The sequence below is a fragment of the Pelomicrobium sp. genome (genome assembly GCF_036803785.1).
GTDB lineage: Bacteria > Pseudomonadota > Gammaproteobacteria > Burkholderiales > UBA6910 > Pelomicrobium.
Window position 1 is genome coordinate 1 of sequence record NZ_DAIRTR010000010.1, and the last position, 12,335, is coordinate 12,335.

Consider the following 12,335-nt stretch of genomic DNA (forward strand, 5'->3'; position numbering starts at 1 on the left):
CGGAGGCGATCTCGGCCTACGGCTACGACGCCGAGGACATCGACCGCGAGATCGCATCGGACAATCGTCGCGCAGACAGTCTCGGGTTGGTCTTCGATTCCGACCCTCGTCATGACCAAGGGGTCGCGACGATTGCGGCGCAGGCTAATGCGAGCGATAGCGAGCGTTAAGCCGCGAAGCGGCGGCCGGAGCCACAACGCGTGAGCGGACGACCTCGGGCTGGTCTTCGACTCGGATCCGCGGCACGACAGGCGGAGCGACACCGTCACTCCGCTTGCGGCGGAGGCTCACGTGAGCGAAGGCGAACGTGAAGCGATGCGTGAAGCGATGTGATCCTCTCCGGGCAGACGAGTCGGCGCGGCAACGCCGTGCCCGACGTCGGACCTCGCCGCTGCGGCCCCGGCTGCCTGGCGCGGACGACCCCGGGACTACTCGCCGTCCCAGTAGTCCAGACCGTCCTTCACCCGCCCCATGTAGGCGAAGCGGTGCTCCGGGTCCAGCACGCCGAACTTACCGGAATCGGGGTAATGGCAGACCTCGGGCGTGCGCGCAGTGCTCACCGCCAGTACCTTCAGCTCGGCGGTGCCGGTGTTGACGATCTGGTGCGCGGTCTCTGGGCCGCCGGCCGGGCAAGCAATCACGTCGCCCGCGCGGATAGGATGCGTCTGCCCACCGACGCGCAGCACGCCCTGGCCTTCGATCACGAAGAACATCTCCTCGTTGACGGTGTGGCAGTGGTAGGGATATGCCCGCTTGCCAGGCGCGATGACGGTGACGTTGTAGCCGAGCTGGCGAGCGCCGAGGGCGCGGCCGATCAGCGCGGTTCGGCCGCCGTAGCGCTCGGCCGGCATCTCGGAGCCCCAGAGACGGGAGAGGTCGGCGAGGTCGGTGTAACTCGCGTCGTTGATGTTGAGGATGGGTCGGTCCATGCGTGTCCTCCTGGCGTTGGGTGGAGCAAGGCCTGCAGTTTACTTTAGAATTGCGGACAGTTTCGGTCCTCATTCGAAATCTGCATGCTGCCCGCCTCGTCCCGCCTCTTGAGGCTGCTCGGCCTGCTGCAACAGCGCCGCTCTTGGAGCGGGCCGCAGTTGGCCGAGCGGTTGGGTGTCACGACGCGCACCGTCCGACGGGACGTAGAGCGACTGCGCGGACTCGGCTACCGGGTGCGGGCGCTGCCAGGTGCCGAGGGCGGCTACCACCTCGAGGCAGGCACCCAGCTCCCGCCCCTGGCCTTCGAGGAGGACGAGGCTCTCGCGCTCGCGCTCGCATTGCGAAGCGCTGCCTTGGGCGGCGTCCGCGGCTTGGAGGAGTCCGCTTTGGTGGCTTCGATGAAGCTCGAGACGCTCTTGCCGGCGCGGCTGGCGCGCCGGCTCAAGAGCCTTTTCGATGCGGTGCAGCCACTGACGAACGCAGCACCGGCCGCCGACCTGGGCCATCTCGCTGCGCTGGCCGACGCCAGCGAGCTGCAGCAGGTGGTCGAGCTGCGTTACCGCGACGTACAGGGCCGCTCCAGCGTTCGTCGGATGGAGCCAGCTGGCCTCGTGTGCGCAGAGTCGCGCTGGTATCTCGTCGCCTGGGACCGCGGACGCGCGGACTGGCGCACTCTGCGCGTCGACCGCATCGAGGACGTACGCACAATGGGGGACGCCTTTTCCCCGCGCCCCCTTCCCGCCGAGGACGGCGTAACGGGCGGCAGCCGAGGCAAGGCCTCTGCCCGGCCACCAACGCGGGCCGATCTGGCCGCTTTCGTCGCACGCCGCATCTCCACCGACGTCTACCGCGTGCAGGCGCGGGTAGTGTTGCATTCGCCCGTCGACGCCGCGCAAGAGCAGATCTCCCCGTTGGCCGGCCGCCTTGAGGCGCTCGGGCCGGCTCGCTGCCGGCTCGTCACGGGCGCTCACCGGGTGGCGGCGCTGGCCGCTTGGCTGCTCAGCCTGGACATGGACTTCGAGGTGGAGTCGCCGCCCGAACTGCAGGCCTGCCTGCGCCGCATGCAGGCCCGGCTCGAACGCACGCTGGCACCTTCCTGAACGAGCGACCGACGGGCAGCTCGGAGAGGGCATTCCAGCGTCCTCCACGCGCTGGCCGAACCGACGCGTCGCGCAAGGCTTGTGGGCGCGGCAGCCGACCCGCACAACGTCGGCGAATCGGCCACATCGTTCGAGATTTCGCAACTGGTTTTGGACTCCCCGCGGCACGACAACCAGAGAGACACCGCCGATCCGGTTGCGGCCGCCGGTGCCACAAGCCAAACACCGAATCGCAGGACTGACACCGATGCTCCCCCACCTCGCCGCCCGCCTGTTCGGGACGCCCCTGCTCGTGCAGCGCGCCAAGCTCGACGTGACCCTCGCGGTGCTCTCCGACCGCCTGAATCTCGCCGCGCCGGATCGCAGCGCTCATCCAGGGCTATTTCGACGCCCTGGCGGCCGCTGGCAGCCCCTCGCAACCGGACTTGTTTGGCAGCCGCACGCCGCCGACGAAGGCCGAGCTCATTGCTGCCGCAAGGAGGACGATCGATGCAGAAGAAGCCACAACTCGACCCGAAGACCCTGGAGGCGACCAGGAATCTGGTGCGCAAAATCGAGGGCAACCCGCTGGTGAAGAAAGCGCTCGGGCAGGCGCTCAAGAGCCTGCGTCCGAGAAGCCAAGACCAGCCGGAGGGCCCGCCGCCGCCGAGCAAGCTGTAGCGCAGCCGCCAGCGCCCGCTTCGAATGAGGCGCAGCGTGCGCAAGGGCAGCCCACGCGAGCTGTAGAGCAAAATCAGCAACCCGCACCCCAAGAAGCGGCACATCGATCCCTGGCGAAAGAGCCCGAACGCAGCGGGACGGGCTGGCGCGAGGCGCTGGTGGACATCGCCGTTCGCCATCCCCAGGGCAGGATGCTGCCCAAGGACACGCCGGGACTCAAGGCGGCGGTCGAGGGCCTGCTCTCCGAGGTATTCCAGCGGGAGAGGCGCCTTGAGCTCAAAGAGGCCATTTCCCGCGCCAACGACCTCCTTAAGGCTGACGACAGGCTGAAGAAGGTCTGGAACAAGATCCCAAAAGACATCTACCGCGAGGCCGCGCCGAAGGCCGTCTCCGGCCCGCCGTCCGAAGAGACCCAGCCCGCAGCTGGCAAGGCAAAGCCGGTCGCCATGATCGACGGGCGGCCGTACGACTACGCGCGGGACAACTTCAAGCCGCCGAGCGTCGAATCGTTCATGCCGCAGGCGAGGAGATCGGCGCGGAGGCCTCGCGTCTGTCGATGGAGATGTGCATCCGGGAAAAGTGGGACAGCCTCGGTCCGATCGGGTGCGCGAGGAGGCTCGCGATGGCGGAAATGTTGAACAGGGAGCTCGTGCTCGCCGAGATGCTGGAATTCCCGCCGGTCCCGACATCCCTCCTAAATCGGGACGAAACTACCGATTCGGACCCGATGACCTGACCTACGAGGGCTCCTGGCTCAAGAAGGCCGAGCAGAACGTTGCGGCCGTCGAACTCCTGAAGACCCTGGAGAAGGAAGGCCGTCAGGCCACGCCCGACGAGCAGAAGATCCTCGCCAAATTCATTGGCTGGCGGGCCTCCGAGATCGCCAACGCGATCTTTGGAGACAAGCTTACCAAGAAGGCGGACGCGATCGCTGCCTACCGCGCCGCGCGTGAAGCCAGAGGCGCTGGCTTATTCATCATCGATCGATTCCATCACGCGTACTGGACCATCTTCCGCGCCATTTATCACAAAGTGTCCGTGCCGTATGGAGAACTTGGGGCTCGATGCCAGCAATGTGAAAAGTATGCGGAGCTGCGTGCGCGGGGATCGATCGCTCGCGAGCAGTCGTCTCGCTTCCTGCTACCGCCTGGAGGCACGGCCGATACCGTGTGCGCGTTGTAACTAGCTTCTTTGATCGCTTAAGGAATAACGGACGAATGACTTCCTCTGCAAGTTTAAGTCGGAAGGGTAATTACCGATTCACGCTGATGTAATCTTGCTTTGTTAGTTTTGCTCTGCGTCTTTGCTAGGGAATGTTTGACCATAGCACAGGAGCAAAACATGAGTCGCCATCTACACCCTGACAACAAAGAAACGCCAACCTCGGCTACGAGCAACGATTCGAGTAACCTCGATATATTCGGAGTCCTAGATCGGCGTCTGCTCGACCGGCGGCAATTCTTCAAACTATCCATAGGGACTTTGGCCAGTCTGACGACCTTTTTCCTGGTCAGGGGGGGCGCTGCCGATATCGGACCCGGTGCAACGATGAATCAGCTCTCCACAGGAATCCGTTCCCCATCGCCTGGAGCCAACATCGGCTTCGTCAGCGTGGCCGCCAACGTCAATCCTATGCGCGATGCAGTGACCGTGCCGCATGGCTATCGCGTCAGTGTCTTAATTTCCTGGGGCGACTCCCTTACCCTGGCACCGCATTGGGACACGCTTGGCGCCATCGACGAGGCGACCCAACTGCACTGCTACGGGGCACACACTGACGGCATGCATTTCTTTCCCTTCTCAGATGGCTCGGGTCCACGCAGTGACCGCGGCCTGTTGGTCGCCAACCACGAGTATTGCGATCCCGCCCTGGTCAACAACATCGTCCCGGCCGGGGCTTATGCCACGAACGCAATCACGCTAGACATGGTGCGCGCCCAGCAGGCGGCGCATGGCGTGAGCGTGGTGGAGATTGCTCGCGATGGGGGTGCTTGGGTAGTCAAGCGAGACTCCCGGTATAACCGCCGTATCACCGGCAACACCCCCTGTCGCATTAGCGGCCCTGCTGCCGGCCACGTGCTCATGCGCACCAATGCCGACCCGAGTGGCACCACCGTGATGGGCACGCTCAATAACTGCGCGCATGGTCACACCCCCTGGGGAACCTACCTTACTTGCGAGGAGAATTGGAACGGCTATTTCGGCGCTAACGGCCCTTTCACCGAAACTAAGCACGAGCGCCGCTATGGAGTGACGGCCAAAGGCTTCGGCTACCGCTGGCACGAGGCCGACCCGCGTTTCGATCTCAATAGCCCGGGTAACCGCAATGAGCCCAATCGCTTCGGCTGGGTAGTGGAAATCGATCCTTGGAATCCTGACAGCACTCCGATCAAACGCACTGCCCTGGGCCGCTTCAAACACGAGGGCGCTTGGGTAGTGCTGGGCGGCGATAACCGTGTGGCAGTCTATATGGGTGATGACGAGCGCAACGAGTACATCTACAAATTCGTCTGCAAGAACAAGTACACGCCCGACAATCCTGCGGCCAACCGCAATCTGCTCGACGAAGGAACGCTATATGTCGCTCGATTCAACGCCGATGGCACGGGCGATTGGCTGCCCCTGGTGTGGGATCAGAACGGACTTACTCCAGCGAATGGCTTCGCCGATCAGGGGGAAGTGCTAATCAAGTGTCGTCAGGCTGCCGACCGCGTCGGCGCCACCATGATGGACCGCCCCGAATGGGTGGCGGTGCATCCGCGAAGCCTGGAGGTATATGTCACATTGACCAACAACAACCGGCGCGGAAGCATACCGTCCTCTCACAATGACCCTGAGGGCACCAGCGCTGCCGGCAGCGCAAAGCCACCGGTGGATCGCGCCAATCCTCGGCCCGACAACGTCTATGGACACATCATCCGTTGGCGCGAACAGGGTGGGCGAGTCGATGCGACTCGCTTCGACTGGGATGTGTTCGTCTTGTGTGGCGACAAAAACAACCACAAGACCTTTTCTGCTTCATCCAGCCGCGACAACCTCGCGGGTATTAGCAGCACCGATCCAGAGTTTTCCAGAAAGATCTATGCTGGTAACATCGACGGCGACGATTATGGAGCACCCGATGGATTGTGGTTCGACAAGGATGGACGGCTGTGGATTCAGACCGATCACAGTACAGGGCTGGCTACCGGCGACTACGGGAACATTGGCACCAACCAGATGCTGTGCGCCGATCCAGCCACGGGGCGGACGCGCCGCTTCCTGACGGCCCCGCCGGGTAGCGAGGTCACCGGGGTGGTCACCACGCCGGACGGCCGTACCATGTTCGTCGGCATTCAGCATCCGGGCGAGGACTGGGCCACTTCGCACACCCAGTTATCGGCCTGGCCAGACAACCAGGCCAACGGCCCGACCACCTTCACCGGCACCGTTCCTGCCAAACCGCGCTCAACGGTCGTGGTGATCACCAAGAACGACGGCGGAGTAATCGGCACCTGACTAGGTATAGTGACAAAAACCATGGATCGGAGAAGGATGCGATCCGGCACAGTCACATTCTGTTCGTTTATTCACCCGCGCACTTTTTGGAATCAAGATCCATTAAGCTATCATTTTGCACATATTGATCTCGGATTCAGCCGCATCGATACACGCATTCGTTACCGGTGGGGCAGTCTCCTCTCTGGGCCGGGTTTCCTACCCCATTGAAAACTGAGCGGGTAATATTGATCCCGAGGCTGCAGATCAAGAGCGGACGTAGCCTAGCAGAGCGCACCCTTGATGCGCGAAATCGGGAAATACACTAGTCCATGCCCGGATGCTGAACTTTTTTCCCTTACGGTCACGGGATGGGAATTCCTCGCGGCGCTTGTCGAGATTTACATATCCCATGACATCACCCCAGCTGTGCAGGCAGTGGTGATGGAGGGGTCGCATTGTCCGCTCGTGGGCTTGCTGCGGGCGCCCGCCCCGAGTCCGGCCGGCCAGAGAGGACAGCGGTTTGCCAGCCCGTGGCGCTCGAGCGAAGCCCACAGGGACCCGAGGGGCTTGGCCCGTGGGGCATGGCCGGGCGGAAGCGCCCTCTGGATGGGCTCAGGGGGGACTGCCCGGGTACTTGCCCTCGGTGCGGCTTTTGTCTCGGGCAGCCTTTCCCAGCCGATGGGCAGCTAGCGCTTGCGGCTTGGGAGCGCAAGCCCCTTGAGCCGCTCCATGATTTCCAGGCGCGCTCGCTCGCGTGTGGCCCGATCTCCATCTTGGCGACACCCGAGGTGATCGGCAAGACCGTACTCAAACTCGGTCTTGAGGTGGCAGGCGGCACCATAAACAACCAAAAAAAACTCTCGCCCTCACGTACCGCAAAGGGAAGGCCCAACAGCAGGCAGCGGCTGCCGAGGACGATGACTCAGTCCTGGAAGTAAGTGATATTGCCTATGAACGGGGTATAACCAGAAAGGGTATGCGGCAAAAGCAAAAAATACCCCGGGCTCTTCTCCATTGACCATTGCTGGTGCTCATGCATACTCATCACCTATATGAAATTTTTGTTTCTTTGGAAATCTTGTAGCACAATTACCTTCCCTCCTGCACCAGCTTGAACCGGCCCATCAGCTCTTGCAGCTGCGCTGCCATCCGGGCCAGATTATCGCCTGCCTGCGCGGTCTGTTGCGCCATCTGCGAGGTCTCGGACGCCACCTCGTTGATATTTGCCACGTTGCGGTTGATCTCCTCCGCGGTGGTGCTCTGCTCCTCGGCGGCGCTGGCGATCTGTGAGTTCATGTCCTTGATGGTGTCTACCATGCGCGTGATGCTCTCAAGCGCCTCACCCGCCTTGGCAGCTTGATCCACCGCCCCGTGCGCGATCCTGCTGCCCTGTTCCATCACCGCCACCGCCTCGTTAGCCCCTGCTTGTAAGCGCTCGATCATCTGCTGGATCTCATGGGTCGACTGCTGAGTGCGAGAGGCAAGGGTGCGCACCTCGTCCGCCACCACGGCAAAGCCCCGTCCTTGTTCACCGGCGCGAGCTGCTTCGATGGCGGCATTCAAGGCCAGAAGATTGGTTTGCTCAGCAATGCCGCGGATGACGTCCAGCACCGTGCCGATGTTGACGCTGTCCTCTTTGAGTCTGGCAACGACCTCGGAGATCCGACCCACCTCACGGGCCAAGGTGCCGATGGTCTTGATGGACTCTTTAACCACCCCATGGCCCCGGCGCGCTTCCGTGTCCGCTTCCTGAGCACCATGGGCGGCATTAGCGGCGTTGCGCGCCACCTCCTGAATGGAGGCCGACATCTCGTTCATCGCTGTCGCCACTTGTTCGGTCTCCTGGTTCTGGCGGGCAATGCCCTGTTTGGCCCGCTCGGTAATGGCCGAAAGTTCCTCGGCGGCCGCAGCCAGCTGGCTGGCGCTTCCCAGGATCTCGCTCACCATTTCCGAGAACGCCTTGCGGGCTTGTGCATACTCCCAAGCCATCCAGGCGAACTCGTCCCGCCCCGGCAGCTTGACTTTGTGGCCGAGGTTTCCGGCAGAAAGGGCCTTGAGCGCTTCCACGATCCATTCCGCCCGCCGACCAGTGACGCTGCCCATATGATGGGCGAGCAGGAAAGTGAAGAGGATAGCGCCCGTTGTTCCGCCTACCACCCAATTGAATGCAGTATCCACCTCCCCGCCGGAGTTTAGCTGGGGCCAGAGGACGAATGCGGCCCCCATGGCCATCTGCAGGGCAGCCACTCCTGCGAGGAGATACATTTGTTGGCGTATACAAAGCCTCTCCAGCAGCGTTCTCATCATTACCCTTCCACCCGTTGCCTCCGCGGGGCTTTGGAGATTGACTCTTGCCCACGGTCATTGCCCGCCTCGTTTACCCGCGGCACACCCGCCCCTCTTCCCGGCATGTGCGCCGTTTTTCTCTCGGCGAAGCGTTGCCAGCTCATTGCCGGCCTTGATGACCCTGTTATCGGCAAACGGAGCGAGATCTTTAAACCACTACTTGAATTCAGAGCGGATGCCTAGCGTCCACGGTTGATAATAGCTGCTGTTCGGTTATTGCTCTATGCTCCTCCGCATCCACCTCGGGTGTAAGATCGCCAAGCGAGCTGTGAGCCGCACGGTGTCGAACTCGCCACGCCAGGCCACGATGATTTCGTGCGTCTGGCGCATCGTGACAAATCCGTGCCCCCTCAGGCACTCGTTACGGAATTTGCCGTTGAACGACTCGATGCAGGCGCTCCCCCATAGGCTTTCCGGGGAGGGTGAAGGACAAGGGACACGCCCTTTGCGCAGGCCTGGGAATCGAGGACCTTGCCCTCGAACTCCGGTCCTTGACCGACGGTGATCGAGCGGGGCAGAGCGCGAGTCTGCAGGAAGCTGCCCGAGTAGGGCGACTTTCGGGCCCCGGTGAGCGATGTGCCGGCCGCGCGCGCCAGGCAGCGCAAGCGCCGGACGCGGCCATGAAGTCCATGGACCCGCTTACACGGTGCGAAACGGTTGAGGCGGGGTTTGCGCTTGAGCGGCCCGATGCGCTTGTGCAGGCGGCTACAGACCGGTGCGAGCGTTAGCGGTAGAGCCGAAAGGATGTCTGGATCAGTCCGCGGGCGCGCCTCAGGACGTAGCGCTGCTCCCTCAGGAGCATTGTGACGGTCTTCCGGCGTGCCTGCAGGCCTATCATTTTCGGCTGAAAAGGCCCTTCAGTGCCGCTTCGTCGAGCTCGGCCTCGGTGGAAAGTTTCTCGAGCTGCCAGACCTCGGGGAGCGCGATGCCGGCGCACTTGGCTATCCCGTTGTAGAAGGCAGCCTTGGAAATCCCGGACTTGCAACAGAGATCGGCGCTCCCTCCCCCTGGCCCCGACCTCCTTCAGCGTCGCGATAATTTGTTCTTCGGTGAAACACTTCTTCTTCATCAGCCCGCTTCCTTCCGCGAGCGGACTCCACTCGTAAGGAGACCAGAATCCGGGGACAGGTCAAAGAAACCTAAGTCAAAGAAAAGGCTCGCCACCAGCAAAAAAGCAGTGTTGCGTCGCGTCCGTCGCCGTCAGCTTCGAGAGCCACGCGGCGCCGCCACCTCGACAGCGCGTAGTCGGGACGCCAGCTTGTCCAGTACGCCGTTCACGTACTTGTGGCCTTCGGTACCACCGAAGGTCTTGGCAAGCTCCACGGCTTCGTTGATCACCACCCGGTAAGGGATCTCGGGATGATGGGCAAGCTCGAAGGCGCCTATCAGCAGGATGCAATGCTCGACGGGCGAAAGCGCGGACGCTGGCCGGTCGAGATGCGGTTGGAGGATCGCCTCCAGCGCCTGCGCCTCACGCGCAACCCCATGGGCCAGGGCTTCGAACAGCGCCCCGTCGGCGTGGGCGAAATCTTTCTGGGCCCGCACTTGTGGCGCAATCGAGTCCATGTCATAGCCCGTGAGGCGCCACTGGTACAACGCCTGTAGGGCGAACTCCCGGGCGCGTCGGCGCGCTGTTTTCATACGATCCGCCGCAGCAGATTCGCCATTTCCATCGCCACCCGGGCGGCTTCCTTGCCTTTCTGCTCGGCGCGGGCGGCGGCCTGGAGATCGTCGTTGGTGGTGAGAACCCCGTTGGCGATGGGAACGCCGGTGTCGAGTTGCACTGACATGATGCCGGATGCGGACTCGTTGGCCACCACCTCGAAATGGTAGGTTTCACCGCGAATCACCGCGCCAAGGGCGACCAGCGCGTCGTAGTTACCAGTGAGCGCGAGCTTCTGCAGGGCAATGGGGATTTCCAATGCTCCCGGCACGGTCACGACGAGGATGTCCCTTTCCCCAACGCCGCTGCTCAGCAGCTCATCCGCGCAGGCGCGCAGCAGGCGTTCTGAAACCTCCAGGTTGAAGCGGCTCATCACAATGCCGATACGGAGCCCCCCGCCTTTTAGTTCCGGAGCCAGTTTCAGGATGTTTTTGTCATGAATCATACTCCCCCCTCAGACCTGATCCGCGGGCTGCAGGTAGCCGGTCACTTCGAGCCCGAACCCAGCCATGCTAGGCATCTTTCGCGGCGCCGCGAGTAGCCGCATGCGGCCAACGCCCAGATCGCGCAGAATCTGAGCGCCGATACCGTAATTGCGTAGGTCGTGCTTAACGCGCGGCAGCACGTGCTCCCCGACCGTGCGGCTGCGCTCCAGCAGCTCCTGGGAAGATTCGGGACGATGCAGCAGGACGATGACTCCGGAGCGTGCCCGTGCTACGGTGGCCATCGCCTGATGCAACCCCCAGGAATGGGTTGTGCCGCCCGCATCCAGCAGGTCGATGACCGAGACGGGCTCGTGGACCCGTACCAGGGTCTCCTCGCCGGGCTCGATGGCCCCTTTCACCAGCGCGAGATGGGTCGCCTCCGAGGTCTTGTCCCGATAAACCACCAGCCGGAAGGGACCGTGCACGGTGGCGAGCGGCCGCTCCAGCACCCGTTCTACCAGGGTCTCGGTGCTCGCCCGGTAGTGGATCAGGTCGGCGATGGTGCCGATTTTGAGGCCGTGGGTACGGGCGAACTCGACCAGATCGGGCAGCCGCGCCATGGAGCCATCGTCCTTGAGGATTTCGCAGATCACCGCCGCAGGGATCAACCCCGCAAGCTGGGCCAGGTCGCAGCCGGCTTCGGTGTGACCGGCCCGCACCAGCACCCCACCCCGCTGGGCCATGAGGGGAAAGATATGGCCTGGCTGCACCAGGTCCTCGGGGCGAGCGCCCGGGGCAACCGCCACCTGCACGGTGCGGGCGCGGTCCGCGGCCGAGATGCCGGTGGTCACCCCCGTCGCCGCCTCGATGGAGACGGTGAAGTTGGTGCCGAGCTGGGAACGGTTGGCTGCTACCATGAGGGGCAGGTTCAACTGCTTGCAGCGCTCCTCGGTCAAGGTCAGGCAGATGAGGCCACGGCCGTACTTGGCCATGAAGTTGATCGCCTCAGGGGTGACGAACTGGGCGGCGAGCACCAAGTCGCCCTCGTTCTCTCGCTCCTCTTCGTCCACCAGGATCACCATGCGGCCGGCACGGACGTCGGCAATGATGTCCTCGATAGGGCTGATGGCGGTCTCGCTCATGGGTGGTACGACTGCAGTCGCTCCACGTAACGGGCGATCAGGTCCACCTCCAGGTTGACCCGAGCGCCTGGGGTCACGGCTTTCAGGGTCGTGGCCTCCAGGGTGAAGGGGATGAGATTCACCGTGAATTCGTCGCCGCCCACTTCGTTCACCGTCAGGCTCACGCCGTGCACAGCAATGGAGCCCTTGCGCGCGATGTAGCGGCCAAGCCCGGCCGGCGCGCGCACCGACAGGGTGTAACACTCACCGCAGCGCTCCCGGCGGGTGACAGTCCCTACCCCGTCCACGTGTCCGGTGACCAGATGCCCGCCCAGGCGATCACCCAACTTAAGGGCCTTCTCCAGGTTCACCTCCCCGAGCGCATCCAGGCCACAGGTGCAAGCAAGGGTTTCCGGGGAAACGTCCACCGTGAAAGTGCCCGGGGCCAGCGCCACCACGGTGAGACAGACACCGTTCACCGCGATGCTTTCGCCAGTTTTCATGTCAGCAAGATCTAGGCCGCCCGGGGCGATGGACAGCCGCAGACCCGCCTCGAGGGGGCTCAAATGCTTGATGCGCCCCACCGCTTCGACGATGCCGGTAAACATGA

11 protein-coding genes and 2 pseudogenes are annotated in these 12,335 nt (G+C 63.2%); 6 read left to right on the plus strand and 7 right to left on the minus strand.

Features of this window, described 5'->3' with window-relative positions; translation table 11 throughout:
• A pseudogene (locus V7Q81_RS02170) lies at nt 1–170 on the plus strand (phage portal protein); the annotation flags it as partial.
• Between the two features lie 258 nt (nt 171–428).
• Here V7Q81_RS02170 and V7Q81_RS02175 read toward each other — a convergent pair.
• Complete coding sequence (locus V7Q81_RS02175; RefSeq protein WP_333839971.1) at nt 429–929, minus strand: cupin domain-containing protein; 501 nt, start codon at nt 927–929, stop codon at nt 429–431.
• 84 nt (nt 930–1,013) lie between these two features.
• Here V7Q81_RS02175 and V7Q81_RS02180 point away from each other — a divergent pair, with 84 nt between their 5' ends.
• From V7Q81_RS02180 to V7Q81_RS02200, 5 genes are all read left to right on the plus strand, one after another.
• Nucleotides 1,014–2,030 (plus strand): helix-turn-helix transcriptional regulator, encoded by a 1,017-nt coding sequence (locus tag V7Q81_RS02180; RefSeq protein WP_333839973.1) that lies wholly within the window; start codon nt 1,014–1,016, stop codon nt 2,028–2,030.
• A 489-nt stretch (nt 2,031–2,519) separates the two neighbouring features.
• On the plus strand, nt 2,520–2,690 hold the full coding sequence (locus V7Q81_RS02185) for a hypothetical protein (RefSeq protein WP_333840054.1): 171 nt from the start codon (nt 2,520–2,522) through the stop codon (nt 2,688–2,690).
• Between the two features lie 158 nt (nt 2,691–2,848).
• Nucleotides 2,849–3,328 carry a hypothetical protein gene (locus V7Q81_RS02190; RefSeq protein WP_333839975.1) on the plus strand — a complete coding sequence of 160 codons (480 nt, stop codon included), beginning with the start codon at nt 2,849–2,851 and terminating at the stop codon, nt 3,326–3,328.
• A complete protein-coding gene (locus V7Q81_RS02195; protein WP_333839977.1) occupies nt 3,294–3,872 on the plus strand; it encodes a hypothetical protein in 579 nt (192 codons plus the stop codon). The genes V7Q81_RS02190 and V7Q81_RS02195 overlap by 35 nt, the downstream gene beginning before the upstream one ends.
• Before the next feature lie 159 nt (nt 3,873–4,031).
• Nucleotides 4,032–6,188, plus strand: coding sequence for a PhoX family protein (locus V7Q81_RS02200; RefSeq protein WP_333839979.1), 2,157 nt, complete (start codon nt 4,032–4,034; stop codon nt 6,186–6,188).
• Nucleotides 6,189–7,259: 1,071 nt separating this feature from the next.
• On the opposite strand, the pseudogene V7Q81_RS02205 reads toward V7Q81_RS02200, so the two are convergent.
• From V7Q81_RS02205 to V7Q81_RS02225, 6 genes and pseudogenes are all read right to left on the minus strand, one after another.
• Nucleotides 7,260–8,099 (minus strand): annotated as a pseudogene (locus V7Q81_RS02205) (methyl-accepting chemotaxis protein); the annotation flags it as partial.
• 630 nt (nt 8,100–8,729) lie between these two features.
• Nucleotides 8,730–9,116 (minus strand): integrase core domain-containing protein, encoded by a 387-nt coding sequence (locus tag V7Q81_RS16060; protein ID WP_442954736.1) that lies wholly within the window; start codon nt 9,114–9,116, stop codon nt 8,730–8,732.
• A 600-nt stretch (nt 9,117–9,716) separates the two neighbouring features.
• Nucleotides 9,717–10,157 carry a transcription antitermination factor NusB gene (nusB, locus tag V7Q81_RS02210; protein ID WP_333839983.1) on the minus strand — a complete coding sequence of 147 codons (441 nt, stop codon included), beginning with the start codon at nt 10,155–10,157 and terminating at the stop codon, nt 9,717–9,719.
• Nucleotides 10,154–10,624 carry a 6,7-dimethyl-8-ribityllumazine synthase gene (gene ribH, locus V7Q81_RS02215; protein ID WP_333839985.1) on the minus strand — a complete coding sequence of 157 codons (471 nt, stop codon included), beginning with the start codon at nt 10,622–10,624 and terminating at the stop codon, nt 10,154–10,156. Before ribH ends, nusB begins: the two co-directional genes overlap by 4 nt.
• 9 nt (nt 10,625–10,633) lie before the next feature.
• Nucleotides 10,634–11,746: a bifunctional 3,4-dihydroxy-2-butanone-4-phosphate synthase/GTP cyclohydrolase II gene (gene ribBA, locus V7Q81_RS02220; protein WP_333839987.1), complete on the minus strand. Its 1,113-nt coding sequence runs from the start codon at nt 11,744–11,746 to the stop codon at nt 10,634–10,636.
• Nucleotides 11,743–12,333 (minus strand): riboflavin synthase, encoded by a 591-nt coding sequence (locus V7Q81_RS02225; protein WP_333839989.1) that lies wholly within the window; start codon nt 12,331–12,333, stop codon nt 11,743–11,745. The genes ribBA and V7Q81_RS02225 overlap by 4 nt, the downstream gene beginning before the upstream one ends.
• Nucleotides 12,334–12,335 lie beyond the last annotated feature (2 nt).